The organism is Variovorax sp. OV329 (genome assembly GCF_900114785.1).
In the GTDB taxonomy this organism is placed as follows: Bacteria; Pseudomonadota; Gammaproteobacteria; order Burkholderiales; family Burkholderiaceae_C; genus Variovorax.
In genome coordinates, this window is record NZ_FOUG01000013.1 from 145,937 (window position 1) to 170,286 (window position 24,350).

Below are 24,350 nucleotides of genomic sequence, written 5' to 3' on the forward strand. Positions count from 1 at the left end.
AGGGCGCTGCGGCCGTCGGCGCTGCCTGATTGACGGACGCGCGGCGCACCGGCATAAGGGGATCGATGGACTTCCACCATCCGCTCTTCCAGAGCCTGGCCCTGCCGCTGGTGCTGGCCTTCGTGGTCACCGGCGCGCTGCGTGCGCTGCTGGGGCCGGGCACCGGTGCACGCTGGGCCGCACTGGGCGTGCCGGTGGCGGTGCTGGTCACGGTGAGCTGGGTGCTGGGCTGGCGCATGCCGCCCAACGGCTTCGGCGAGAAGCTGCCGTGGGCGCTGCTCGCGGCCGTCATCCTGGGCATCGTGCTCGAAGCCGTGCGCGCCGACCGGCGCGCCACCTGGCTGGCGGCCGGACTGCTGTGGGCCGTTCTGCTCGTCGCCCTGGGCCAGCAGCCCTGGATGGCACGCGTGGGCAGCTGGCTGGTGGGCATGGCCGTGATCGGCGCGGTGGTGCACGAGGTGCACACGCGCGCCGACGCCGCGGCCATGCTGGTGGTGGCCAGCCTCGGTCTGGCAGTGACGGCCATGATGTCGGGATCGGCGCTGCTCTTCGAACTCTGCCTGGGCCTCGCTGCGGCGGTGGGTGGCGCGGCGCTGTGGGTGTGGCCGGTGCCGAGGATTTCCCTGGGCACCAGCGGCCTGCTGGTGGCGGTGCTGGGCTGGCTCTCGCTGGCACAGGGCACCGCGCTGCTGACGCATGTGCGCCCGGGTGCCGTGCTGCTGCTGGCCGCCGCCTTCAGCGCCTGCACGTTGCTGCGCATCTGGCGCCACCGGCTGCACCGCGGCGAGCGCAGCGCCTGGGCGGAAGCGCTGGCGGTGGCGGCCGTCGCAGCGCTGTGGGTGGTGGCGGCGCTGGCCATTGCGCACTGGGCGCCGCTTCGCACCAACGGCGGCGCCGCCAAGCCGGCGGACGACGCCTACTACGCGCCCAAGTGGTGAACTCCTTAACCCCGACGACGGAAGGCTGACCCCCGCACCATGAGTCTCAACACAAGCCCCGCACTCGGCGTGGATGCCCTCTGGTCCCTGTGCCTGGCGCTGGTGAAAGAGCGCCGCGCAGGCGCCGCCTTCTCCGACCTGCACGGCGCCGGCGGCCTGCGCTGGCAGGGCGAGGGCGGATGGGCACTGGGCGCGGGCTGGGACGCGCAGGCCACCGAGCTTTTTGCGCTGCTCAAGCCCCTGCTCGACCGGCCCGCAGGCAGCCCGGCCTGGGCGGTGGGCCAGCTGGGGCAGAGCCTGAACGGTTGCATCGCCACCCGTGGCGGCGACGCCAACTACGTCAACGGCGAGGAAGTGCTGACGCACCTGCACCGGCTTCGCGCGCTGTGCGATGCGGTGATCATCGGCGCGGCCACCGCGGCCATCGACAACCCGCAGCTCACCACGCGACGGGTGGAAGGCGCGCACCCGGTGCGGGTGCTGCTCGATCCCGCGCTGGGCCTGTCGCCGCAGCTGCGCGTGTTCGAGGACGGGCAGGCGCCGACGCTGCTGGTGTGCGATGCGCGCCAGGCTGCGCAGGCGGCTGATCGCGTGGGCCGGGAACAGGTGCTGGGCGTGCCGGGGCTGCTGGGCGATGACGGCGGCGCCATGCGCGTGCGCCCGCTGCTCGATGCGCTCGCCGAACGCGGCCTGCGCGTGCTCTTCGTGGAAGGCGGCGGCGTGACCGTGTCGCGCTTCATGCAGCAGGACGCCCTGGACCGGCTGCACCTGAGCATCGCGCCCGTCATCATCGGCGATGGCCGCCCGGGCCTGGCGCTGCCGGCCGCCGCACTGATGCGCGACTGCCCGCGGCCGAGTGCGCGGGTGTTCCGCTTCGGCGCGGATGTGCTGTGGGACCTGGATCTGCGGGCGGGCTGCGATTGACAGCGCGACTCATGCCTTCAGCTTTGGCAGGGAGATTGCCAGCAGGCATGCAGGCAGTAGAACGACGAACAGGTCGCTCCAATGCAGCGACAAGCTGCCCTCCAGGCTGTGTTCGATGACCGTGCCGCAGCCCGCGATCAGCAGCATGAAAGCGCACTGGCCGGCCAGCGCAGCACTCCAAGCCTGGCTGCGTTCATTGGGATGCCGGAAATGGACCCCGAGAACGCATGCGAAGCACGCAAGGCTCAGCACTGCCCACAGTGCGATGGAAACCGCCATCCAGAGTGTGATGGGGCCGGTGTAAACGGCTGCTTTCGTGATCGGATTGCTGGCGATGGACCAGCCCCAAGGAACGGCCGTCAACGCGATCAGCCCGCTCAGGGTTCGGACTGATTGAAGCAACTTGCTGGTGCAACCCTCCATCGGTCATCCTTTCCTGAAGTTGCTGGCGGATCGCAAGACCTGAATTTTCCGGATGGACACTAGCAGGGCAGCGGCCGTGATCAAGAAGTAGGCCGGCGTGTCCCAGCTCGGGCGCCAGGCGGCATCGAGCCCGAAGTTGACGGTCGTTCCACAGGCGCCCAGCAGCAGTGCAAATGCGGATTCCCCCGCGATCACGCTCCACCATGTCCGTCGGCGCTCATTCGGATGGCGAAAGTGAATCCAGAGGGCGCCTGAGACGCACGCCAAGCTGAAAAGGGCCCAAAGCGCCACGGCCACTCCCGTCCACAGGGTGATCGGTCCGGTGTAGACCGTTGCCTTGTTGATCGGATGAGCGAGCACGGCCCAGACAAGGGGCAAGGCCGAAGCCGCAGCGAGCACGCAAAGCACCCCGACCGTCCGCACGGCAAGACCAGCGCAGGCTTTCATCGAAAGGCCCTTCTCTGACCGACTGCCAATGCTTCGCCCATGTTGGCCTCCCTGCTTCCGATCCATGCGTGCCGCCGCTGTGCGGCGGGACGAGGTCGAGTCTAGGAAACAACGACCGAAACCTGGAGGGACGCGCTCTCGCCGTCGTGCGGACTTTTCCCGGACGAACTGCGGATGTGCGCGCTGGCGTAGAAGGAGGGCTTTCCTATCTGCCCGCAGGCATCGCCAGCAGATCCATGTGCCCCACCTGCAGGCTGCTGCGCGGCATCTGCACCAGCCGCTGCAGGCGCCAGGTGAGGACCAGGTCGCGGGCGCCCGGGTCCTGTTCCAGGGCGGCGTCGGCGTGACCGTCCACCATGCGCTCGAGCATGCGCGCGCCGCCGGCGGCCGCGGCCACCTGCCAGTCGCTGCCGGCCTGCACGCAGCGGTAGCCCAGCGCCACCAGGCGCTCCACCGCGCGCGGCACGGCATCCGCGCCCAGGGCGGGGCCGCCGAAGCCCTTGTCGCGATGTTGGTGCGCGCCGAAGAGCTTCGCCATCTGCGCGTCGCTGGGCATGGCCGGCTGCCACTCGATGCGGCCGTCGACCGTCAGCGTGCACAGCAGCGCCGCGTTCGCTTCGTGAACCTTGGTGAGCAGTGCGGCGAGCCAGGAGGCCGAGACCAGGTCCAGCAGCGCCGAGCTGGTCACCAGTTGCGAGCCCTCGAAGGGCAGGGTATCCAGTTCCTGCACCAGGTCGGCCTTCTGCCAGCTCAGCTCCACGCCCCAGTCGGGGCCCTCGATGCGCAGGCTGTCGGCAGACTCGGGCGGCGGCGTCTTCAGGCGATGGGTCTGGGCCCAGTCGCCCATCACGCGCGGCAGCGCGGCCAGCAGGCGCGCGTCGTGGTCGACCAGGTGCCAGCGCTGCCGGCCGCGCAGGCGTGGCGCCAGTGCGCGCAGGTTGGCACCAGTGCCGCAGCCCAGGTCCAGCACGCGGTAGGGCGCGGCACCTTCGCCGGCGCCGGCGCCGGCGGCCGTGGCCACCTGGTCCTGCAGATCCTGCAGGTCCAGTGAAGAGGCCTCTCGTGCCGCGCGGTCGAAGGGTTCGCGCAGCGCCAGCCATTCAGGGCTGAAGCTCATCGTCTCGTCATCCTTCTTCGTTCACCACCGCCAGCAGCGCGCCGGCGAAGCGCGCGGTGGCGGTCTCCCAGTCGGGCAGCGCGTCGCGGGCGGCGAGTGCCCCCGCGCGAAGCTGTCCGCGCCAGGCCCCATCATCCATCAGGCGCTGCAGGCCCGCACGCAGGGCCGCGGCATCGCCCGGCGGCACCAGCAGGCCAGCCGCCTCGGGCACGGTGTCGGCAATGGCGCCGGCGCGCGTGCTGATGACCGGCAGGCCCCGCGCGATGGCCTCGGCCAGCGCCATGCCGTAGCCCTCGTGGTAGGAGGGCAGCACGAAGGCATCGGCAGCGGCGTAGAGTCGTTGCAGCCCGGCCTCGTCCTGCTCGCCGTGCAGCACGATGCGATCGGCCAGGCCTTCTCGCGCGATGGCCTGCCGCAGGGCTTCGCTGCAGGCCGGGTCCATGGCGAGGCTGCCGGCGCAGTGCAGCGTCCAGCGCCGCTCCTTCAGCGCAGCAAGTGCCTCGACCAGCAGAGCGTGTCCCTTGCGCAGCGTGATGGTGGCCACGCACAGGAGATTCAAACCTTCTCCGGACGGCGAACCGGCGGACACCGGCGCCGGGTCTGTGCCCGGCTCCACCACGCTGATCTGCGATGCCGGCACGCCGAAGTCGGCCACCAGGTTGCGCGCGGTGAAAGGGCTGGTGACGATGACGTGCCGTGCAGCCTTCAACGCATGCCGTTCGCTCGTGTGCAGGGCCTTGCGGCGGCTGTCGTCCAGGCCGCTTTCCAGCGCGAGCGGATGGTGCACCAGCGCCACCCAGCGCAGGCGCTTCGCATGCGCGTGGGCCAGGTCGCCCAGCACGGCGAAGCCCAGGCCGTCGGCCACCGCCAGCGCGCCATCGGGCAGCGACGCGACCACGTCCCGGGCCCGTGCCAGGGCCGCAGCGTCCGGCGCGGGAAAGCCATCGCCCAGCGAATGCAGGTCCACCCGCCAGCCCAGTGCCTGCAGCCCATTGATGATGCGCCGGTCGTAGGTGTAGCCGCCGGTACGCGTGGCCAGCTCGCCCGGGTAGAGGAAGCTGCAGTGGCGCGCGCTGCCGGCCACGCTCAGAGCTTTCCTTCGTAGGCAGCCCAGGCGACGTGCGATTCGTGCAGGCACACGCGCATGTGTTCGAGGCCATCGGCGTTCGGTCCCAGCTCGCCCTTGGCGATGCGCGCGGCCAGCCGGTCGAAGATCACCTTGGCCAGGAACTCGGTGGTGGTGTTGCGGCCGGCGAAGACGGGCTCCTCGTCCAGGTTGCGGAAGTTGATCTCGGCCAGCACGGCGCGCAGCACCTCGGTGGCCAGTGCGATGTCGACGACGACGTTGTCGGCATCCAGCTCGGGCCGGCGCAGCTCCAGGTCGACCACGTAGGTGGCGCCATGCATGCGCTGCGCAGGGCCGAAGGTCTCGCCCTTGAAGCTGTGGGCGATCATGAAGTGGTCGCGGACGTTGACGCTGAACATGTGGGAATCGCTCCTTGAAGATCCATCAGTAGTCGATGCGCTGGCACAGCGTATCCGGCGAGCCGGCCGCGAGGCGTTCCAGCACCTGGGGCAGCTGCGCGAAGGGGGCGTGGCCGGTGACGAGTGCATCCAGCCGCTCGTCCCGCAGCAGCGAGAGCGCCAGTGCCATGCGCCGCGCGTGGGTCCAGCGCGCACGCTGCGCGGTGGCCACATGGCCTACCTGCGAACTGCGAAGCGTGAGGCGGCGTGCATGGAAGGCCTCGCCCAGCGGCAGGCTCACCGGCTGCTGGCCGTACCAGCTCAGCTCCAGCACCGTGGCCTCGAAGGCCGCCAGCCCCAGCGCGGTGGCCAGCCCTTGCGAATTTCCGCTGGCGTGCACGACGAGGTCCGCCTCGGGCGCGGCATCGTCAGGCCGCGCGAAGTCCAGGCCCAGGTGCCTCGCCAGTTGCGCGCGGGGTGCATGGGTGTCGACGAGCTGCACATGGCAGTCCGGCAGCCGCGCCGCGAGCCACGCCACCAGCAGGCCCACCACGCCGCCGCCGACCACCGCGATGCGGTCGCCCACGCGTGGCGAGGCATCCCACAGGGCGTTGACGGCAGTCTCCATGTTGGCGGCGAGCACGGCACGCGCGGGCGGCAGCCCATCGGGCAAGGCATGCACGGCGGATGCGGGCACCACGTAGCGGCTCTGGTGCGGATGCAGGCAGAAGACGGCGCGGCCCCGCAAGTCATCGGGCCCTTGCTCGACCACGCCGACGCTGGCATAGCCGTACTTCACCGGACCCGGGAAGTCGCCTTCCTGGAACGGGGCGCGCATGCGCTGGTATTCGCTCTGCGGCACGCGGCCGCCGAACACCAGCATCTCGGTGCCGCGGCTGATGCCGCTGTGCAGCGCGCGCACCAGCACTTCGCCGGGGCCGGGTGCGGCCAGCTGCGCGGCGCGCAGGGCCGCATGGCCGGGGGCTTCGATCCAGCAGGCCTGCGCCTGCATCCAGTCCGTGTCGGAAAGCTCGGGCATTGCCCGAGTGTCCCGCATGCGCGTGCAGGGCGCAGCCGAGGGGCATCAAAAAAAAGAGCGCGTGCCGCCGGAGAGGAGGCGGCACGCGCCGAACGGGCCTGCGCCGGGGGCTCGATGATTCCGGCGCAGGCACCCAGCCCGCCTGGGCTGAATCAGGGCAGGCTGAAACTCAGCGGCGGCACGGGGGCAGCGGTGTTGACAGCCGCGTTCTGCACGCCGCCGTTGGCGTTGGCCTGCACGGTGTAGAGACCGGCCACGGCCGCATCGGCCGTGAAGCCGAAGGAGGGCGCATTGGCCACGTAGGGCGCACGCACCGGCGCGGCGATGGGCAGGTCCATGGCGAACGCGCCGGTCTGGGCGTCCACCGGAGGCGAGGCGACCTCGATCGAGGGCCCGCCGGCGAGTGTCTGCACCGCCCGCACGGTGGCCGTGGCTGGGCTGACCATGCCACCCACCGGGCGCATGAGCGTGGCGGGTGGATTCACGCGCAGGTTGCTGCTGCCCACCGTCGTGACGGCCGTGTTGCCGACAGGCACGCCGGTCAGCGCCGCGCTGACGCGGCCAGGGGCACTCACGACCAGATCGTAGTTGCCGGCCGGCACCGGGAAGAGCACGAAGCGGCCCTGGCTGTCCGGGATGCCGGTCTTGACCGGCAGGCCCTGCGACTGCAGCGAGACGAAGGTGCTGCCACTTGCCAGCGAGAGGTCCACCCAGCCTTCGACGCGCTGGCCGCCGGCGTTGACCACCGGGATCACCGTGACGACCGGCTTGAGGTTGTAGCGCCCCGAATTGCCGCGCCGCACCACCGACTTGCAGGCGTCGAAGTCGAGTACCACGTCCACCACCTGGCCGGCGGGCACGTCGACGTTCATGTTCAGCTTCAGGCCGCTTTGCTGCGCGCTGGGCGTGTCCATCGGCGTCTCGGCGCCGCCCGTGGGCGTGACCGAGTTGGCCAGGGGATTGGCCTGCGTGTTGCCGGCCAGCACCAGGCGCATCTGCTGGTAGTTGCCCGCGGTCAGCGGAACCTCGCCCAGGGGAAAGAGCACCCCGTTGGTGAGGGTGAGCAAGTCCACGCGCCGCGGCCCCGACAGCGGGATGTCGACCCAGCCGCTGTCGGACTCGGCGGCGTTGCCGCTCTGGTGGACACGCAGCTTGTCGATGGTGACGTGGACAGCGTCGTAGCCGCAGGAGGGCGCGTCGGTCATCGATGCGCGCATCGTGCCCTTGCCCAACGGCGCCCCGGAGCCCCCGATGCCGCCGCCCGCACCACCGCCGCCTCCGCAGGCTGCGAGCAGGAGCAAGGTGCAAGCCGCGACACCCGCGGCGATGGATCTGCGGAAATTCATTGTTCTTCTCCTTGCGGTGGCGGAGCCGCCGGCTCCTCGAAGTAGTAGATGCCCATCCCCACGCGCCTGCGCGGCGTGGTGGCGTCGGCGTGCGCATCGTTGTCGCGGGCCTGCAGCCAGCGGTCCAGGCGCTCGAGCAGCGCCTGGCCCTGCGCGCCGCTCACCCGCCGGAAGGCGGCCAGTTCGGTCTCGGGAATAGCGGCGTACATCACCTTGCGCTGGAAGCGCGGGTCTTCCTCGCCGTGCTCGATGTTGTGGTCGATGGTGGCGACCAGATCGGCCACGTCCTGGCCCAGGATGTCCATCTTCTCGGGCACGCCGGCGTTGGGGATGTAGGCGCGCGTGCGCAGTGCCACGTGCTGCTCGCCTTGCCAGTGCACCGCGCCCACGCGCAGCAGTTCGTCGAGCACGGCGCGCACCGGCATGTCGCCGCTGTGGCGCCGCACCAGCGCGGCGAAACCCCGCTGGCCAGCAATGGGCAGGGGCCTGGGCTCCCCGTCGGCGCCCAGGAATTCCGAGTCGCGCACCCAGCCGGTGATCACGCGGGCGGCGCGGTTGTAGCGCTCGCCGTCGTCGGGGTTCTCCTCGCTGACGGCAGGCAGCGCCAGCAGGCGCCGCACCTCCTTGCGCGTGAGGCCCGAGAGGATGGAGGCGCGCGAGATGCTGGGCTTCTTGCCCTCGATGGCGAAGTCTTTCATCGCCACCTCGACGTAGGCGCGGCGGGCCAGTTCCTCGAAGGCGGTGTAGGCCATCGAGTGCCGCAAGAGCACCCGGAAAAGCGCCCGCAGCACCTTGCCCAGGGCGGCTTCCAGCCTCAGGTTGAGATTGGATCGTGTGTCCATTTTTGGGAAATCTATCCCAAATACTGCCAAAGCTCAAACTGGGTGCAAGCATTCGTTTCCAGGCTGCGCCGCCTCATGGCGGGGGCTTGCGCGGGGTCGCCGCTTTGCGGGCACACTGGCGCCTGGCCGGGCCCGCGGAACGGACGCGCGGCGGCCACCATCCAAAGCCAGGAGCACGCCGATGTCCCTTGCCGCACCGCCCGTCTTGCCTTTTGGCCGCTTGCCGCCGCGCTTGCGGCGCTCGGCCCTTGGGGTTGCCTTGATGGTGGTGCTGCTGCTGCTGGTCGTGGCGATGGCCGTGGCGGCCTGGATGGGCTGGAGCGCCGCCTACGCGCTGCAGTCGCTGGCGGTTTTCGCACTGGGCGTGCTGCTGGTGCTGCAGGGCCTGGCGGAGCACGCGCCCCATGAGCGCTTCGGCGCCGCCAATGGCCTGACGCTCATGCGCCTGGCCATGATCGCGCTGCTGGCCGGCGTGGTCGGGCGGCCGCTGCCGGCCGATCCGGCGCCGCTGGCCTGGGTCATCGTGGTCTTTGCCACCACCACCGCCGTGCTGGACGCGGCCGACGGCCCGCTGGCGCGCACGCAGGGACTGGCCAGCGAGTTCGGCGCGCGCTTCGACATGGAATGCGACGCGCTGCTGGTGGCGGTGCTGTGCTTCCTGATCCTGCAGTTCGACAAGGCCGGCGCCTGGGTGCTGGCGGCCGGCGCCATGCGCTACGCCTTCGTGCTGGCTGGCCGCGTCTGGCCCTGGATCGCGCAGCCCCTGTTTCCGTCGTGGCGGCGCAAGTCGGTATGCGTGGTGCAGATCACGCTGCTCATCGTCTGCCTCGGCCCGATCATCTCGCGCGGCACCAGCCAGGCCATCGCGGCCGCGGGCCTCCTGATGCTCAGCGCATCGTTCGCCGCCGACCTGGGGTGGTTGTACCGCCGCCGGAGCCGGCGGCCGCACATGGAGCCTTCCACATGAATCGAATCCGCCGCCAACTGATCGTGCCGGCCCTGCTGGCGCTGGCCACCGCCTTCGCCACCGTCCCGCAGGCGCAGGCCGCGCCGGCCCGCTACCAGCTCGATCCGGAACACATCAGCATGGGCTTCCTGGTCGACCACCTGGGCTATGGAAAGGTGCTGGGCATGTTCCGCGCGGCGCGCGGCAGCTACAGCTTCGACGAGGACACGGCCACGCTGTCGGACGTGCGCATCGAGGTGGACACGCGCAGCGTCTTCACCAACCACGCCAAGCGCGACCAGCACCTGGCGAGCGCCGACTTCCTCAACGCCAACGAATTCCCGCGCATGACCTTCACCGCCACCAGCGCGCGCAAGACGGGCGAGCGCAGCTTCGAGATCGCGGGGCAATTGGAGCTGCTCGGGCGCAGCCAGCCGCTCACGCTCACCGCTACCTGGAACAAGAGCGGCGTCTCGCCCATCGACAAGACCTATGTGATGGGCGTGTCTGCGCGCGGCGCCTTCAAGCGCAGCAGCTACGGCATGAACTACGGCGTGGGCAACGGCTGGGTCGGCGACGAGGTGCCGCTGATCATCGAGTTCGAGGCCAAGCGGCAATGAGGCCATGAAGGGGCGCGCCGGCATCGCGGGGCAGGCGGCGCTGGCGCTGCTCGTGCTGAACGCGCTGCTGACCCTGCGCAACGGCTGGCCCGCGCCATGGCCCGAACTGGTGGCCGGCGTCTCGCTGGAGCTGGTGCTGGTGCTGTCGGCGCTTGCGCTGTGGATCGGCTGGCGCGGCCAGGCGCCCGGGGCGCGCGGCCTGCGCTGGCTGGCCGGCGCGAGTGTCTTCGCCATCGCGGCGCACTACCTCGACTCGACCGCGGCCGCGCTGCTGGGGCGGCCGCTCAACCTCTACTGGGATGCGCCGCATGCGATGTCGGTGCTGCGCATCAGCGGCATCGGCGCGTGGCGCGTTGGCCTGGCGCTGCTGGGAATCGTGCTGGTGCTGGTGTTGCTCTATGCCGTGGTGCGCGCGAGCTGGGGCCGCCTGGGGCGGGCACTGGCATCCAGCGGCGGCCTGCGCGCCGGCGTGCTGCTGGCGAGCGGGCTGCTGCTGTGCGTGTTTGCAGTGCATGACCTGGTCGGGCGCGACACCCGCTTTCTCTTCGCGCAGCCGACCACGCCGGCGCTGGCGCGGCAGGTGGAGCTGCTGGTGGCCGCGCGCCTGCCGGGTGGTGCCGCGCTCACGGCCAGTCCCGAGTTCGCGCGGCATTCGCTGGCGGGCCTGCATCGGGCCGATGTATTGCTGCTTTTTGCCGAGTCCTACGGCGCATGTACGCTGGACGATCCGGACCAGGCCCGCGCGCTGGCGCCGGATCGCGAGCAGCTGCTGCGGCAGATCCAGGCCAGCGGCCGCGATGTGGTGACGGCGCGCGTGGTGTCACCCACCTTCGGCGGCTCATCCTGGCTGGCGCATGCAGCCTTGCTGGCTGGCGTGGACACGCACGATCCGGGCGACTACGAGCGATTGCTGGCCAGCGACCGGCCCAGCCTTGTGCAGCATTTCAAGCAGCAGGGCTGGCGCACGGTGAACTGGATGCCGGGCCTGCAGAAGCCCTGGCCGGAGGGCGGCTTCTGGGACTTCGACCGCTATGCCGATGCGGGCAGCATCGGCTACCAGGGCCTGGCCTGGGGTCATTGGCGCATCCCCGACCAGGCGGCGCTGGCCCAGCTGCAGGCGCAGGAACTGGCCGGCTCGCCGCAGCAGCGCCAGCCCCGCTTCACGGTGATGGCCACGCTGGCCAGCCACATGCCCTTCGTGCCGCTGCCGCCACTGCTGCCCGACCTGGCACATGCAGCCGACCCCGCCGCCTACACGCCGCAGCAGCTCGAGGCGGCCCGGCGCGTGCCAGGCACATCGCGCAACTACAGCGGCACGCCGGCCTACCTGGCCTCGCTGCGCTACACCTTCCAGTGGCTGGGCAGCTACCTCGCAAAGGAAGCGCCGCAGGACCTGGTCACGGTGCTGCTCGGCGACCACCAGCCCTGGGCAGTGGTGAGCGGCAGCGATGCCTCCTGGGAAGTGCCCGTGCACATCATCAGCCGCGACCGCGCGCTGCTCGATCGCCTGGTGGCGCGCGGCTTCGTGCCGGGCCTGGTGCCGCCGCAGCCGCAGGTGCCCCGTGCGATGTACGAACTCACCGCCGTGCTGCTGGACGCCTTCGACGCGCCGCTCGCGCCGGCCGCCGAGTAGCGCGCGGCAGGAAACTGGCCTGCCCGGCACAATCCGCCTCCATGCCCGCCACGTCCGATACCGCGCGCCACCTTCCGGATTCGCGCTACGCCTACCTGCGTCTTCTCGTCACCATGCTGCTGCTCACCGTGGGCAGCGGCGGCATGTACGTGGTGGCGGTGGTGCTGCCCGCCGTGCAGGCCGACTTCGGCATCGACCGCGCGCAGGCTTCCATGCCCTACACGGCGCTGCTCATCGGCTTCGGCGTGGGCGGTATCTGGATGGGGCGCCTGGCCGACCGCTACGGCGTGATGTGGCCGCTGCTGCTGGGCGCCGTGTGCCTGGGCGGCGGCTACATCGCCAGCGGGCTGTCCGGCGGCATCTGGGGCTTCACGATCGCGCAGGGCCTGCTGGTGGGCTTCCTGGGCAGTTCGGCCGCCTTCGGCCCGCTGATGGCCGACACCACGCTGTGGTTCGTGCGCCGGCGCGGCATCGCGGTGGCCCTGTGCGCCAGCGGCAACTACATCGCGGGCGCGGTGTGGCCGCCCATCGTCGCGCACTTCGTCGAGGTGGTGGGCTGGCGCCAGACCTTCATCGGCCTGGGCATCTTCACCACGCTGAGCATGGGCGGCCTCGCGCTGCTGCTGCGCGCCAAGCCGCCGGCGCTGGACCTGTCGGCTTCGCCATCGGCGGGCGGCGTGCAGCCGTCCGCGCGGCCCTTCGGCCTGTCGCCGAATGCGGCGCTGGCGCTGCTGTGCATCGCGGGCGTGGCCTGCTGCGTGGCCATGTCCATGCCGCAGGTGCACATCGTGGCCTACTGCACCGACCTGGGCTTCGGCGCGGCGCGCGGCGCGCAGATGCTGTCGGTGATGCTGGCCTTCGGCGTGGCCAGCCGGCTGATCTCGGGGCTTGTCTGCGACCGCATCGGCGGGCTGCGCACGCTGCTGCTGGGCGCGGTGCTGCAGTGCATCGCGCTCACGCTCTTCCTGCCTTTCGACGGCATGGTCCCGCTGTTCGTGGTTTCGGCCCTGTTCGGGCTGTTCCAGGGCGGCATCGTGCCTTCGTACGCGGTGATCGTGCGCGAGCACTTCCCGGCCGCGGAGGCCGGCTCGCGCATCGGCACGGTGCTCATGGCCACGCTGCTGGGCATGGCGCTGGGCGGCTGGATCTCGGGCAAGGTGTTCGACCTCACCGGCAGCTACCACGCTGCCTTTCTCAACGGCATCGGCTGGAACCTGCTCACCATGGGCATCGCCTTCGGGTTGCTGATGCGGATCAGGCGAATGGGCGGGCGCAGCGCGGTGCGGCAAGCGGCGACCTGAGTCTCCCTGCGCCAGGCGCCGGGACTTTTGGTGCGCTGCCGCATGGCGCGCGTCACGTCGGTGACAACGCGGGGCAGGGTATTGCCGATCTGGCTGCGCGCGCCGCGGCCCGCTATCTTTCTTCGCCATCAGTGCCGTCCGCGTCCGCGCCCACCTGTGCGCGGCCGAGGGCGACGAGCCGTGCAAGCTTCTTTGTCCCGTTGCGAAGGAGAAGGTCATCGTCTCGACAGCTGCCACTGCGGCCGGGGAAGCACTGCTGCGCGTCGAAGGCGTCACCGTGCGTTTCGGCGGCATCACGGCGCTGGACCGGGTGTCCTTCGGGGTGCAGCGCGGGCACATCGTCGGGCTGATCGGGCCCAACGGCGCTGGCAAGACCACGCTCTTCAACTGCCTCTCGCGGCTGTACAGCTTCAGCGAGGGGCGCATCCTGTTCGAGGGGCGCTCGCTGCTGGAGACGCCGGCGCACGGCATCGCGTCGCTGGGCATCGGACGCACCTTCCAGAACCTGGCGCTCTTTCGCACCATGAGCGTGGCGCAGAACATCCTGGTGGGCGGGCACTGCCGCACAGGCAGCGGCTTCGTCGCCAACATGCTGCGGCTGCCCGGCGTGGGCCGCGAGGAATCGCAGCTGCGCGAACGGGCCGACGAGCTGGTCGAGCTGCTCGACCTGGGTCCGGTGGCCCGGCAGCGGGTGATGGACCTGCCCTTCGGCACGCAGAAGCGCGTGGAGCTGGCCCGCGCGCTCATGAGCCGGCCCAAGCTGCTGCTGCTGGACGAGCCCGCGGGCGGCCTCAACCACGAGGAAGTGGGCGCGCTGATGGCCCTGCTGCGCGAAGTGCGCGACCGGCTCTCGCTCACCCTGCTGCTGGTGGAGCACCACATGAACCTGGTGATGCGGGTGTCCGACCAGGTGGTGGCGCTGGACTTCGGACGCGTGATCGCCGACGGCACGCCGGCGCAGGTGCAGGCCAACGAGGAAGTGATCCGCGCCTACCTGGGCGGGGTGGCGGCATGAGTGCAGAAGAAGGCCGCCCCATCCTGCAGGCCCGGGGACTCAAGGCCGCCTACGGCGCGGTGCAGGTGCTGCACGGCATGGACTTCGGCGTGCGCGAGGGCGGCATCACCACCATCCTGGGCGCCAATGGCGCGGGCAAGACCACGACCCTGCGCGCAGTGTGCGCCATGGTGCGCACCGAGGGCGAGATCGAATTGGCCGGCCAGTCGATCACGCGGCGCGCGACCGAATCGATCGTGCGCCTGGGCGTGGCCCACGTGCCTGACGGGCGCGGCACCTTCGCGCAGCTCACGGTGGACGAGAACCTCAAGCTGGGCGCCTGCACGCGGCGCGACCGGGCGCAGGTGGAGGCCGACTTCGAGCGCGTGTTCGGCTACTTCCCGCGACTGCGCGAGCGCCGACGCCAGCAGGCCGGCACGCTCTCGGGCGGCGAGCAGCAGATGCTGGCCGTGTCGCGCGCGCTGATGCTGCGCCCGCGGCTGATGCTGCTGGACGAGCCTTCCTTCGGCCTGGCCCCGCGCATCGTGGCCGAGCTGTTCGAGATCCTGCGCGAGATCAACCGCAGCGATCGCGTGAGCATGCTCCTGGTAGAGCAGAACGCGGCGCTGGCCCTGCAGCTGGCCGACCATGCCTACCTGATGGAGACGGGGCGCGTGGTGATGTCCGGGCCGGCGGACGTGGTGCGCGCCGACGAGGCGGTGCGGCGTTCCTACCTGGGTTACTAGAACAAAGGCGCGAGGAGGGAATCGATGAACGTCCTCTTGCACCAGGTGCTCTCCGGCCTGGCCACCGGCGGCATCTACGCCAGCATGGCGCTGGCGCTGGTGATGATCTACCAGGCCACGCACCTGGTGAACTTCGCCCAGGGCGAACTGGCCATGTTCTCCACCTACATCGCCTGGAGCCTGATGCAGGCGGGGCTGCCCTACTGGCTGGCCTTCTTCGCCACCGTGGCGATCGCCTTCGCGCTGGGCGCGCTGATCGAGCGGATCATCGTGCGGCCGGTGGAGCAGGCCTCGGTGCTGTCGGTGGTGATCGTGTTCATCGGGCTGCTGGTGATCCTCAACAGCGTGGCGGGCTGGATCTTCAGCTACACGATCAAGCCTTTCCCCAGCCCCTTCCCGGCGGCGCCGCTGTTCGGCAACACCTACGTGACCTCGCACGAGTTGGGCGCCATCGGCGTCACGCTGGTGGTGCTGGCGCTGGTGTTCGTCTTCTTCCGCTTCACGCCGCTGGGCCTGGCGATGCGCGCGGCCGCGCACAACCCCGAGTCCAGCCGCCTGGTGGGCGTGCGGGTGGGCTGGATGCTGGCGCTGGGCTGGGGGCTGGCCTCGGCCATCGGGGCGGTGGCCGGCATCATGGTGGCGCCCATCGTGTTCCTGGAGCCCAACATGATGACGGGCATCCTGCTGTACTCCTTCGCGGCGGCACTGCTGGGCGGCGTCGACAGCCCCGGCGGGGCGGTGCTGGGCGGCTTCATCGTCGGCGTGCTGGAGAACGTGGTGGGTGCGGTGCTGGGCACCGACCTGAAGCTCACGGTGGCGCTGGTGCTGATCGTGGGGGTGCTGGTGATCCGGCCCTCGGGCCTGTTCGGCACGGTGCACGTGTCGCGGGTATAGCGCCATGAACGAGCGCGACATCCGCCTGCACCGCATCGGCCTCGCACTGCTCATCGCGGCGGCCTGCGTGCTGCCCTTCCTGCTGTCGAACTACCGCGTGTTCCAGCTCACGCTGGCCATGGTCTATGCGATCGCGCTGCTGGGGCTGAACATGCTCACCGGCTACAACGGGCAGATCTCGCTGGGGCATGGCGCCTTCTATGCCATCGGCGCGTACACGGCGGCCATCCTCATGGACAAGGCCGGCGTGCCCTACTGGGCTACGGTGCCGGTGGCCGGCGCGGTGTGCCTGGTGGCGGGCTTCCTGTTCGGGCTGCCGGCGCTGCGGCTGGACGGGCTGTACCTGGCGCTAGCCACCTTCGCGCTGGGCGTGGCCATGCCGCAGATCCTCAAGTACAAGCACCTGGAGCACTGGACCGGGGGTGCGCAGGGCATCGTCATCCTCAAGCCCGAGGCGCCCGAGTGGAGCGGGCTCACGCAGGACCAGTGGCTGTACTTCGTGGTGCTGGGCTGGGTGCTGTTCTTGTTCCTGCTCGCCTGGAACCTGCTGCGCGGGCGCATTGGCCGCGCCATGGTGGCCATCCGCGAGCAGCCCACCGCCGCGCAGGCCATGGGCGTGAACACGGCCATGGTGAAGTCCATGACCTTCGGCGTCTCGGCCATGTACACCGGCATCGCCGGCGCGCTGGGCGCGGTGGTGATCCAGTTCGTGGCGCCGGATTCCTTCAGCGTGTTTCTCTCCATCACGCTGGTGGTGGGGCTGGTGGTGGGCGGGCTGGCGTCCATCCAGGGCGCGCTGTGGGGGGCGCTGTTCATCCAGTTCGTGCCCAACATCGCCGACCAGGTGTCCAAGGCCGCGCCCTGGGCGATCTACGGCGTGTTCCTCATCGTGTTCATGTATGCCTTGCCCTTCGGCGTGGCGGGCGGCCTGCGCCAGCTGGCGGCGCGCTGGCGGGCGCGGCGTGCCGCGGCGCATGCCGGCGCGCGCGGCGTCGCGCCGGCGCAGGTGCGGCCGAAGTCGCACGGCACCTGAACCACTGTTTTCGGCCGGACCGGGCCCGAAGAAGCCGGTCCACTTTGTTGACCTGACTGGCAACGTGCAAAGAAGGAGTGACCACCATGCGACCCACCTCTCCCGCATCCCCCGGCCGCCGCACCACCCTGGTGGCCGGCGCCTCGCTGCTCGCGCTCGGCGTGCTGCCGGTGCAGGCGCAGCAGAAGAAGTACGGCCCCGGTGCCAGCGACACCGAGATCAAGCTGGGACAGACCATGCCCTACAGCGGCCCGGCCTCGGCATACGCCACCATCGGCAAACTGCAGCAGGCCTACTTCAAGATGCTCAACGAGCAGGGCGGCATCAACGGACGCAAGATCAACCTGATCAGCCTGGACGACGGCTACAGCCCGCCCAAGGCGGTGGAGCAGGTGCGCAAGCTGGTGGAGCAGGACGAGGTGCTGGCCCTGTTCCAGACCCTGGGCACGCCGAGCAACTCGGCCATCCACAAGTACGTCAACGCCAGGAAGGTGCCTCACCTGTTCCTGGCGACCGGCGCCACCAAGTGGGCCGACCCGAAGAACTTCCCCTGGACCATCGGCTTCAACCTCAGCTACCAGGCCGAGGGCGTGATCTATGCCAAGTACCTGCTGAAGAACAAGCCGAACGCGAAGGTCGCGATCCTCTACCAGAACGACGACTACGGGAAGGACCTGCTCAAGGGCGTGAAGGACGGCCTGGGCGCGCAGGGCGCCAAGCTGATCGTGGCCGAGGCCAGCTACGAGGTGACCGACCCCACGGTGGACTCGCAGATCGTCACGCTGCAGGGCTCGGGCGCCGACACCTTCATCAACATCACCACGCCCAAGTTCGCCGCGCAGGCCATCCGCAAGGCCTACGACTCGGGTTGGAAGCCGCTGCACATCGTGAACAACGTGGGCGCCTCGGTGGGCTCGGTGCTCACGCCGGCGGGGCTGGACAAGTCGGTGGGCCTTCTCACCATCCAGTACTACAAGGACCCGAACGATCCGCAGTGGAAGGAGGACCCCGCCATGCTGGAGTGGCGCGCCTTCATGGGCCGCTTCTACAAGGACGGCGACCCCAAGGACGCCTCCAACCTCTATGCCTACATCGCGGCGCAACTCATGGTGCACGTAATCAAGGCGGCCGGCAACGATCTGACGCGCGAGAACGTCATGAAGCAGGCCACCGGCATCAAGAACCTCAAGCTGCCGCTGCTGCTGCCGGGCATGGCGCTGAACACCTCGCCAACAGACTACTTCCTGGTCAAGCAGGCGCAGCTGTCGAAGTTCACCGGCACGCAGTGGGCGGGTTTCGGCGATGTGCTGAGCACGGTCGATTAGACGGGCGCGCCGCCTTCAGTCGAAGGCGTGCGGATCGCGCTCCACCAGCGCGACGTTGCGCTGGCGGTCCAGCTCGATCTCGTTGGTGAAGGCATCGATGCTGCCGGGCGCGGGCAGGTTGTGGGACTGCAGCAGCCGCTCGCGCAGGCCGGCGCCCGCCAGCGCGCGATTGATCTCGATGTTGATGCGCCGCACGATGCGCCGCGGCGTGTCCGGCGGCGCGAAGATGCCGAAGAGCGAGTCGCGGTTGGCCGGCTCGAAGCCCAGCTCCGCCAGCGTGGGGACGTTCGGCAAGGCGGACAGCCGCGTGGGCGAACCCACGGCCAGCGCCCTCAGCCGCCCCTGCTCGATGTAGCGAAGCTGCTGCGCTGCCACGTTGGAGGACAGGATCTCGAACTGTCCGCCCAGCGCGTCGTTGAGCTGCGGCCCGCCGCCCTGGTAGGGCACGTGAGTGATCTCCACGCCCGCCAGCGCGCGCACCTGCGCCAGCACCAGGTGGCCGGTGGTCGCCACGCCCGAGGTGGCCCAGCGCAGGGCGCCCGGTGCGGCGCGCGCCTGCAGCAGCAGGTCGTGAAAGCCCGCGCCCTGGAAGGCCGGCGTGGCCACCACCAGCACCGGCGTGCGCATGACGCTGCCCACCGGGTCCACCGAGCGAAGCCGGTCCGCCTGGCCCAGGCGCTCGATCAACGGTGACAGGGTGAGCGGACTGATGGCCGAGAAGGCGAGGGTGTGGCCGTCGGGCGCGCTACGCGCCAGCAGGTCGATGCCCACGCTGCCGCCGGCGCCGGGCCGGTGCTCCACCAGCACAGGCACGCCCAGCCGCTCGGCCAACGGATCGGCCAGGGCGCGCGCCATGAGGTCCGAGACGCCACCGGCCGGGTAGACGACGAACAGCCGTATGGGCCGCACGGGCCATGCAGGTGCCGCGGCGCCCGCGCTGCCCAGCGCCGGCAGCGCGAGCGCGGCGGCCAGCAGGCGTCGGCGATGCAGGCTTGCGCTCATGCCGCCGCGCGCTCGTGCAGAAGCGCGTGGAAGTGGCGGGCGGGCAGGCTGTCCTCACCCTCGCGCCAGGCCAGCGTGAGCGGCGCGTCCAGCGAGTCGCAGCCGGCCAGCGGCAGGTAGGCCACCGCATGGGCATGCACGCCGGCCATGGACGCCGGCACCACCGAGGCGCCCACGCCCGCGGCCACCAGGTTGAGGTTGGTCATCATGCGGTCCACCTCGGCCGCGATGCGCGGCGCCAGGCCCTGGGAATGGCACAGCGAGAGCAGCTCGGCGTACATGCCAGGCGCACCGGGGCGGCGCACCAGGATGAGCGGGCTTTCGCACAGGCGCTTGAGCGGCAGGCGCTTGCGGCTGCTGGCCGGCAACGACTCGGCGCGATCGACGGGCAGGGCCGCCACCATGGGCTCGTGCAGGAGGGTGTCGAAGCGCAGGTCCTCGGGCTGCGCCACCGGCCGGCGCAGCAGCGCGGCATGCAGGCGGCCGGCCACCAGCGCTTCCGTCAGGCCGGCGGCATTGGCCTCGCGCAGCTGCAGTTCGACGCCGGGGTAGGCCTGGCGGAAGGCGCGCAGCGCATCGGGCACGAAGCGGTGCGCCGCCGCCGAGCTGGTGAAACCCACGCGGAGCACACCCGCCTGGCCCTCGGCCACGCGCTTCATGCGCGTGCGCATGGCATCGGCATCGTCGAGCAGGCGCCGCGCCTCGGCCTGGAACAGGCGGCCGGCCTCGGTGAGGGTAACGCCGCGCGCATGGCGCTTGAACAACTGCAGGTCCAGCGTGCGCTCCAGCGTCTTGATCTGCTGCGACAAGGGCGGCTGCTGGATGCCCAGCCGCTCGGCCGCGCGGGTCATGTGCCCGGTCTCGGCCACGGCGGCGAAATAGCGCAGGGCGCGCAGGTCCATCAACTCGTCTCCATATCTTTTTCGTATCGGAACACCTCGATCATTTTATTTGACCCTAAGTCACCTGCGCTCCTATCTTCGCCCCCCATGACGGCCGACCACGGCCGCGGCGTTTTCGAACGAACGAACCCATGGAGACAAGACAAGTCATGCGCAACGCGCCCCCCGAGTCCAAATCGCATTCCCTGGCCTTCCCGCGCGGCGCCTCCGCGCTGGGGCTGGCCTGCTTCCTTGCCCTGCTGTCCGCCTGCGGCGGTGGCGGTGGCGGCGACACGCCGGCCAATCCGCCTGCCTCGGGCAGCAGCAACACCAATCCTGCGGACCCGGACGATGGCACTCCGGCGCCACCGCTCGCCACCGCCAGGCTCAGCTGCGGCGAACTGGCGGGCAAGAGCTTCGCGGCCAGCGACATCAGCCTGCCCAGCGGCGGCGCCACCATCACCTCGGCCGCGGCCGTGGCCGCCGGCGACGCGGGCAACCTGTATGGCGACTATTGCAAAGTGCGCGGCACCATCGCACCGGTCGATGCGTCGTCCCCGGCGATCAACTTCGCGCTCAACCTGCCGGCTGGCTGGAACCGCAAGACCATCCACTACGGCGGCGGCGGCTTCAACGGCAACCTGATCGACGGCACCGAACCCCTGCGCTTCGGCCCGGCCGACAAGCCCGCGCCACTGGCGCTGGGCTATGCCACCTACGGCAGCGACTCGGGGCACCAGTCCTCCAGCATCACCGATGGCCGCTTCGCCGCCAACGACGAGTCGCTGGCCAACTACGGCGGCCTGGCGATGAAGAAGACGCGCGACGTGGCGCAGAAGCTGGTGCAGGCCTTCTACGGCGAGAAGCCGGCGCATGCCTGGTTCCTCGGCACCTCCACCGGCGGGCGCGATGCGCTGGCCTACATCCAGCGCTGGTCCACCGACTACGACGGCGTGATCGCCAACGAACCGGCGCTCAACTACAGCGGCACGCGCCTGTCGAACGTGGCGCTGGGCCGCGCGCTCTACGCCAACGGTGGCGCGGGCTGGCTCAACGTGGCCAAGACACTGAAGGTGCAGCAGTCGGTGCTCGCGGCCTGCGATGGGCTGGACGGCGCCAAGGACGGCATCGTCAGCAATGTCGAGAGCTGCCGCCTGCTCAACACGCAGATCCTGAGCAGCCTGCGCTGCGCCGGCGGGGCCGACACCGGCAACACCTGCCTGTCGGATGCGCAGCTGGCCACCGTCCGCGTCATCGAGTCGCCGCTGCAGCTGGGCTACCCGCTGGCCAACGGCGTGCAGGTGGCCGGCGGCTACAACCTGCTGGAAGGCGCGCTGGTGGCCGGCCCCTACACCACGCGCGACCTGGGCACGCGGCCCGTGCCAGGCAACCCGGCGACATCGGCCGACGCCAACATGTACCTCACGGGCGACCAGTGGGTGAAGTACTTCGTCACCCGCGACGCGGCCTTCGACACGCTGGGCTTCGACCCGGCCAACCCCGGCAGCTGGACCCCCCGCGTGCAGGCCGTCTCGGCCATCACCGACGCCCTGGACGCGAACCTCGCGCCCTTCCTCGGCAACGGCGGCAAGCTGATCCTGCTGCATGGCCTGGCGGACGAGGTCATCAGCCCGAACTCCACCATCGACTACTACCAGCGCCTGATCACCAGCGTGGGTCAGGCGGCGGTGAACGCCGGCGTGCGCTTCTACACCGTGCCCGGCATGGGCCACGGCACCGGCGTGTTCATTCCCAACTGGGATTCGCTGGCCGCGCTCGAAGGCTGGGTGGAGAAGGGCCTGGCGCCCGGCACCGCCGTGGCGGTGGATGCGGTGGCCGGCACCTACGGCCGCACCCGGCCGCTGTGTCAGTACCCCGCCTGGCCCAAGTACCGCGGCAGCGGCAGCATGGACGCGGCCGTGAACTACAGCTGCGTGGCGGAGACGGGCGACCCGCTCGCCTGCCCGAACCTGCCGGCCGCGGCCACCAGCTACAAGGGCGGCAACACGCTGGGCGAAGAGCTCACGGTGCAGATTGACCCGGCCACCATGGCCTACAGCATCACGGTGGAAGCGAGCAACGTGCGCAGCCCGGGCGCGCAGCGCAACGGCACGCTGGTGTCGCAAGGGGCGTGCAGCTACACCAGCAGCGAGGGCGGGGCCGTGTTCACGCTGGCCGCGGGCGGCGTGCTGCAAGGGGGCGTCAGCGCGCCCTCGGGCGGCGCCTTCGCACCGCTGCTGGCCTTTGTCACCACCTGGAACAACGAGAGCTCGCCGGCGGTGTTCAACCCGGTGGCCGTCATCGCCAATGCGCTGGGCGTGCAGCAAGCCGGCACGGCGGGCACGCCGGCCGTGCAGGCAGCCTCCGTGCGGCTGCGCAATGCGGGCACCTTCCAGTACTGCCGCGACGCGGTGACCGGCGGCGCAACGACCTACGACGCCGCCTGCACGCAGACCGAGAAGGGCTACATCAGCTACGCCAGTGCACACCGCGCCTTCGACGTGTACACCACCTCGCCCACCGGCGCGGCCGTCACCAGCGGCGGCACGCTGTCGGGCTCGTGGGTGGTCGGCATGGTCAACGGCAGCCCCGTGCACCTGCACCTGGTGCGCGAGGGCGGCAACGCCGGCATGCGCGTGCTTTCGGGGCAGCAGAGCCTGGCCTCGGGCACGGCCGACGGCAGCTACGCCATGGGCAGCAGCCGCGGCGACAATCGCGCCGCCACGCTGGCCGGCAGCAGCTTCAACCTCGGCGGCGCAGGCGCGACGCTGGCCTACGACTCGCCGGTGCCCGGCATGGCGCAGGCCGATGCGGGCCGGCCGGGGCAGCTGATCTTCAACGGCGGTGTGCTGGCCTTTGTCTCGGGCGACACGGCGCAGCCCGCATTCGAAATCGGAGTTCGACATTGATGAGGACGAGCAAGCGCATGAACCGCATTCGCCATCCCTTGACCGCGCTGCGCCTGCTGATGGGTGCAGGCGCCCTGGCACTGCTGCCGCTGCAGGCGGGCGCGCGCACGGAAGAAGCAGCGCGCGTGGACACGGCGCCGCGCAGCGCCACCTGCCCCAAGGAAGTGCCGGACGGCACGCGCTGCTTCACCGGGGCCGACGGCGCGGGCGCCTTCTACTGGATCGCCATTCCCCAAGGCTGGCAGCGCCAGACCGGCGTGCTGGTGATGCATGCGCACGGTGGCCCCGAGACCGGCCCGCCCGAGCTCAAGCGCAGCGAGGAAGACCTCAAGCGCTGGGCCATCACGGTGAAGGCTGGCCATGCCTGGGCCGGCTCCACCTACAGGCGCGGCGGCTACGGCGTGACCATGGCGGCGGAGGACACCGAGCGCCTGCGCCAGCTCTTCGTGCAGCACTTCGGCCAGCCGCGCCGCACCCTGCTGCACGGGCAGAGCTACGGCGGCGGCGTCGCGGCCAAGGCGGCGGAGCTGTACGCCGGCGCGCCCGGCCATCCCGGCCCCTACGACGGCGTGATGCTCACCAGCGGCGTGCTGGGCGGCGGCAACAGCGCCTACGAGTTCCGGTTGGACCTTCGCGTGGTCTATCAGGCTGTCTGCAAGAACCATCCGCGCCCGGACGAGCCGCAGTACCCGCTGTGGCAGGGCCTGCCCAAGGATTCGAAGCTCACGCGCGAGCAGCTGGGCGCGCGGGTGAAGGAATGCACCGGCGCCGGCCTGCCGCGCGAGCAGCGCAGCGCCGAGCAGAACGCGCGCATGGCCGCCATCCTGGGCGCCGTGAAGATCCAGGAGCGTTCGCTGCAGGGCCACCTCAACTGGGGCACCTGGCTGTTCCAGGACCTGGTGCAGGCGCGCCTGGGCGGCCGCAACCCCTTCGGCAACACCGGCGTTGTCTACCTCGGCCAGGCCAACGGCCAGCCGCTGGATGCGCAGGTGCTGCGCTACGAGGCCGACCCGCAGGCGCAGGGCGCGCTCGCGGCAGACAGCCGCACCACCGGCCGCACGCGCCTGCCCACGATCACCCTGCATGCCATCGACGACCCCACCGCCTTCGTCGAGCTCGAAGGCGTGTACCGCGCGCAGCGCGAGGCGGCCGGCACCGCCGACCTGCTGGTGCAGAACTTCAGCAGCGAGCGCGAGCACAGCTACCTCAGCGACACCGAGTACGTGGCCCTGTTCGACCAGCTGCTGGGCTGGATCGACAAGGGCACCAAGCCGACACCGCAGAGCGTGGCCCAGCGCTGCGAAGCGCTGAAGGCGCGCTTCGACAGCGACGGCAAGAACGGCTGCCACCTGCGGCCCGGCTGGCAGCCGCCGCCGCTGGAAGCGCGCGTGCCTCCGCGCCTGCCGCACTAGATTTTTCAATCGGAGAACCCATGAAGAAGATCCTCGCCCTGGCGGCCATCGCCGTCGCCGCCGCTGCCACCCTCGGCACGGCCCACGCCCAGAATTTCCCCGATGGCAAGCCCA

General features: G+C 70.6%; 23 protein-coding genes. 13 read left to right on the forward strand and 10 right to left on the reverse strand.

The genetic code is table 11. The annotated features are described in order from the left end of the window. The first annotated feature begins 65 nt into the window (after positions 1 to 65). Positions 66 to 938: a hypothetical protein gene (locus BM345_RS20785; protein ID WP_093383011.1), complete on the forward strand. Its 873-nt coding sequence runs from the start codon at positions 66 to 68 to the stop codon at positions 936 to 938. 39 nt (positions 939 to 977) lie between these two features. Further along, positions 978 to 1,862, forward strand: coding sequence for a RibD family protein (locus BM345_RS20790; protein WP_093383014.1), 885 nt, complete (start codon positions 978 to 980; stop codon positions 1,860 to 1,862). 9 nt (positions 1,863 to 1,871) lie between these two features. On the opposite strand, the gene BM345_RS20795 is transcribed toward BM345_RS20790, so the two are convergent. The 8 genes from BM345_RS20795 to BM345_RS30225 all read right to left on the reverse strand — a co-directional run bounded on the left by BM345_RS20795 (position 1,872) and on the right by BM345_RS30225 (position 8,540). Beyond that, the gene (locus BM345_RS20795) at positions 1,872 to 2,285 is read right to left on the reverse strand and encodes a hypothetical protein (RefSeq protein ID WP_093383017.1); all 414 of its coding nucleotides are present in this window, start codon (positions 2,283 to 2,285) and stop codon (positions 1,872 to 1,874) included. 3 nt (positions 2,286 to 2,288) lie between these two features. Beyond that, on the reverse strand, positions 2,289 to 2,732 hold the full coding sequence (locus BM345_RS20800; RefSeq protein WP_093383020.1) for a hypothetical protein: 444 nt from the start codon (positions 2,730 to 2,732) through the stop codon (positions 2,289 to 2,291). A 205-nt stretch (positions 2,733 to 2,937) separates the two neighbouring features. Continuing rightward, a complete protein-coding gene (locus BM345_RS20805; RefSeq protein ID WP_093383023.1) occupies positions 2,938 to 3,849 on the reverse strand; it encodes a class I SAM-dependent methyltransferase in 912 nt (303 codons plus the stop codon). 7 nt (positions 3,850 to 3,856) lie between these two features. Continuing rightward, positions 3,857 to 4,933, reverse strand: a complete 1,077-nt coding sequence (locus BM345_RS20810; RefSeq protein WP_217654012.1) for a glycosyltransferase family 4 protein — start codon at positions 4,931 to 4,933, stop codon at positions 3,857 to 3,859. A gap of 2 nt (positions 4,934 to 4,935) precedes the next feature. Then, the gene (locus BM345_RS20815; RefSeq protein ID WP_093383027.1) at positions 4,936 to 5,334 is read right to left on the reverse strand and encodes a 6-pyruvoyl trahydropterin synthase family protein; all 399 of its coding nucleotides are present in this window, start codon (positions 5,332 to 5,334) and stop codon (positions 4,936 to 4,938) included. A gap of 25 nt (positions 5,335 to 5,359) precedes the next feature. After that, entirely contained in the window at positions 5,360 to 6,352 is a 993-nt protein-coding gene (locus BM345_RS20820) for a zinc-dependent alcohol dehydrogenase (RefSeq protein WP_254789855.1), read from the reverse strand. A 152-nt stretch (positions 6,353 to 6,504) separates the two neighbouring features. Next, positions 6,505 to 7,698 (reverse strand): DUF4382 domain-containing protein, encoded by a 1,194-nt coding sequence (locus BM345_RS30220; protein ID WP_175545097.1) that lies wholly within the window; start codon positions 7,696 to 7,698, stop codon positions 6,505 to 6,507. Beyond that, positions 7,695 to 8,540 (reverse strand): DUF6502 family protein, encoded by an 846-nt coding sequence (locus tag BM345_RS30225; protein ID WP_175545098.1) that lies wholly within the window; start codon positions 8,538 to 8,540, stop codon positions 7,695 to 7,697. The genes BM345_RS30220 and BM345_RS30225 overlap by 4 nt, the downstream gene beginning before the upstream one ends. A 181-nt stretch (positions 8,541 to 8,721) precedes the next feature. Between BM345_RS30225 and BM345_RS20830 the strand changes: the two genes are divergently transcribed. From BM345_RS20830 to BM345_RS20870, 9 genes are all read left to right on the forward strand, one after another. Further along, positions 8,722 to 9,507, forward strand: a complete 786-nt coding sequence (locus BM345_RS20830; RefSeq protein WP_093383030.1) for a CDP-alcohol phosphatidyltransferase family protein — start codon at positions 8,722 to 8,724, stop codon at positions 9,505 to 9,507. Next, positions 9,504 to 10,106: a YceI family protein gene (locus BM345_RS20835; RefSeq protein WP_093383033.1), complete on the forward strand. Its 603-nt coding sequence runs from the start codon at positions 9,504 to 9,506 to the stop codon at positions 10,104 to 10,106. The genes BM345_RS20830 and BM345_RS20835 overlap by 4 nt, the downstream gene beginning before the upstream one ends. 4 nt (positions 10,107 to 10,110) lie before the next feature. Further along, on the forward strand, positions 10,111 to 11,739 hold the full coding sequence (locus tag BM345_RS20840; RefSeq protein ID WP_093383036.1) for a sulfatase-like hydrolase/transferase: 1,629 nt from the start codon (positions 10,111 to 10,113) through the stop codon (positions 11,737 to 11,739). A gap of 41 nt (positions 11,740 to 11,780) precedes the next feature. Beyond that, positions 11,781 to 13,040: an MFS transporter gene (locus BM345_RS20845; protein WP_093383039.1), complete on the forward strand. Its 1,260-nt coding sequence runs from the start codon at positions 11,781 to 11,783 to the stop codon at positions 13,038 to 13,040. Positions 13,041 to 13,317: 277 nt separating this feature from the next. Continuing rightward, positions 13,318 to 14,055, forward strand: a complete 738-nt coding sequence (locus BM345_RS20850) for an ABC transporter ATP-binding protein (protein WP_254789857.1) — start codon at positions 13,318 to 13,320, stop codon at positions 14,053 to 14,055. Beyond that, complete coding sequence (locus BM345_RS20855; RefSeq protein WP_093383045.1) at positions 14,052 to 14,780, forward strand: ABC transporter ATP-binding protein; 729 nt, start codon at positions 14,052 to 14,054, stop codon at positions 14,778 to 14,780. Before BM345_RS20850 ends, BM345_RS20855 begins: the two co-directional genes overlap by 4 nt. A gap of 24 nt (positions 14,781 to 14,804) precedes the next feature. Further along, positions 14,805 to 15,674, forward strand: a complete 870-nt coding sequence (locus BM345_RS20860; RefSeq protein ID WP_093383048.1) for a branched-chain amino acid ABC transporter permease — start codon at positions 14,805 to 14,807, stop codon at positions 15,672 to 15,674. 4 nt (positions 15,675 to 15,678) lie between these two features. Beyond that, entirely contained in the window at positions 15,679 to 16,707 is a 1,029-nt protein-coding gene (locus BM345_RS20865; protein WP_093383051.1) for a branched-chain amino acid ABC transporter permease, read from the forward strand. An 86-nt stretch (positions 16,708 to 16,793) separates the two neighbouring features. Then, complete coding sequence (locus BM345_RS20870; protein ID WP_093383054.1) at positions 16,794 to 18,032, forward strand: ABC transporter substrate-binding protein; 1,239 nt, start codon at positions 16,794 to 16,796, stop codon at positions 18,030 to 18,032. Between the two features lie 15 nt (positions 18,033 to 18,047). Here the strand turns inward: BM345_RS20870 and BM345_RS20875 are convergent, their stop codons facing one another. After that, positions 18,048 to 19,034 (reverse strand): Bug family tripartite tricarboxylate transporter substrate binding protein, encoded by a 987-nt coding sequence (locus BM345_RS20875; protein WP_093383057.1) that lies wholly within the window; start codon positions 19,032 to 19,034, stop codon positions 18,048 to 18,050. Continuing rightward, entirely contained in the window at positions 19,031 to 19,936 is a 906-nt protein-coding gene (locus tag BM345_RS20880) for a LysR family transcriptional regulator (protein WP_093383060.1), read from the reverse strand. Before BM345_RS20880 ends, BM345_RS20875 begins: the two co-directional genes overlap by 4 nt. Before the next feature lie 149 nt (positions 19,937 to 20,085). On the opposite strand from BM345_RS20880, the gene BM345_RS20885 reads away from it, so the two are divergent. Both BM345_RS20885 and BM345_RS20890 read left to right on the forward strand, forming a co-directional pair. Then, the gene (locus tag BM345_RS20885) at positions 20,086 to 22,824 is read left to right on the forward strand and encodes a tannase/feruloyl esterase family alpha/beta hydrolase (RefSeq protein WP_093383063.1); all 2,739 of its coding nucleotides are present in this window, start codon (positions 20,086 to 20,088) and stop codon (positions 22,822 to 22,824) included. 17 nt (positions 22,825 to 22,841) lie between these two features. Beyond that, on the forward strand, positions 22,842 to 24,236 hold the full coding sequence (locus BM345_RS20890) for an alpha/beta hydrolase (protein ID WP_254789859.1): 1,395 nt from the start codon (positions 22,842 to 22,844) through the stop codon (positions 24,234 to 24,236). Positions 24,237 to 24,350 lie beyond the last annotated feature (114 nt).

Excerpts from the sequence above, each read along its gene's own strand:
- BM345_RS20785 (WP_093383011.1), top strand. The coding sequence starts at position 66 with ATGGACTTCCACCATCCGCTCTTCCAGAGCCTGGCCCTGCCGCTGGTG.
- BM345_RS20790 (WP_093383014.1), top strand. The coding sequence starts at position 978 with ATGAGTCTCAACACAAGCCCCGCACTCGGCGTGGATGCCCTCTGGTCC.
- BM345_RS20795 (WP_093383017.1), bottom strand. The coding sequence starts at position 2,285 with ATGGAGGGTTGCACCAGCAAGTTGCTTCAATCAGTCCGAACCCTGAGC.
- BM345_RS20800 (WP_093383020.1), bottom strand. The coding sequence starts at position 2,732 with ATGAAAGCCTGCGCTGGTCTTGCCGTGCGGACGGTCGGGGTGCTTTGC.
- BM345_RS20805 (WP_093383023.1), bottom strand. The coding sequence starts at position 3,849 with ATGAGCTTCAGCCCTGAATGGCTGGCGCTGCGCGAACCCTTCGACCGC.
- BM345_RS20815 (WP_093383027.1), bottom strand. The coding sequence starts at position 5,334 with ATGTTCAGCGTCAACGTCCGCGACCACTTCATGATCGCCCACAGCTTC.
- BM345_RS20820 (WP_254789855.1), bottom strand. The coding sequence starts at position 6,352 with ATGCCCGAGCTTTCCGACACGGACTGGATGCAGGCGCAGGCCTGCTGG.
- BM345_RS30220 (WP_175545097.1), bottom strand. The coding sequence starts at position 7,698 with ATGAATTTCCGCAGATCCATCGCCGCGGGTGTCGCGGCTTGCACCTTG.
- BM345_RS30225 (WP_175545098.1), bottom strand. The coding sequence starts at position 8,540 with ATGGACACACGATCCAATCTCAACCTGAGGCTGGAAGCCGCCCTGGGC.
- BM345_RS20830 (WP_093383030.1), top strand. The coding sequence starts at position 8,722 with ATGTCCCTTGCCGCACCGCCCGTCTTGCCTTTTGGCCGCTTGCCGCCG.
- BM345_RS20835 (WP_093383033.1), top strand. The coding sequence starts at position 9,504 with ATGAATCGAATCCGCCGCCAACTGATCGTGCCGGCCCTGCTGGCGCTG.
- BM345_RS20840 (WP_093383036.1), top strand. The coding sequence starts at position 10,111 with ATGAAGGGGCGCGCCGGCATCGCGGGGCAGGCGGCGCTGGCGCTGCTC.
- BM345_RS20845 (WP_093383039.1), top strand. The coding sequence starts at position 11,781 with ATGCCCGCCACGTCCGATACCGCGCGCCACCTTCCGGATTCGCGCTAC.
- BM345_RS20855 (WP_093383045.1), top strand. The coding sequence starts at position 14,052 with ATGAGTGCAGAAGAAGGCCGCCCCATCCTGCAGGCCCGGGGACTCAAG.
- BM345_RS20860 (WP_093383048.1), top strand. The coding sequence starts at position 14,805 with ATGAACGTCCTCTTGCACCAGGTGCTCTCCGGCCTGGCCACCGGCGGC.
- BM345_RS20865 (WP_093383051.1), top strand. The coding sequence starts at position 15,679 with ATGAACGAGCGCGACATCCGCCTGCACCGCATCGGCCTCGCACTGCTC.
- BM345_RS20870 (WP_093383054.1), top strand. The coding sequence starts at position 16,794 with ATGCGACCCACCTCTCCCGCATCCCCCGGCCGCCGCACCACCCTGGTG.
- BM345_RS20875 (WP_093383057.1), bottom strand. The coding sequence starts at position 19,034 with ATGAGCGCAAGCCTGCATCGCCGACGCCTGCTGGCCGCCGCGCTCGCG.
- BM345_RS20880 (WP_093383060.1), bottom strand. The coding sequence starts at position 19,936 with ATGGACCTGCGCGCCCTGCGCTATTTCGCCGCCGTGGCCGAGACCGGG.
- BM345_RS20885 (WP_093383063.1), top strand. The coding sequence starts at position 20,086 with ATGCGCAACGCGCCCCCCGAGTCCAAATCGCATTCCCTGGCCTTCCCG.
- BM345_RS20890 (WP_254789859.1), top strand. The coding sequence starts at position 22,842 with ATGAACCGCATTCGCCATCCCTTGACCGCGCTGCGCCTGCTGATGGGT.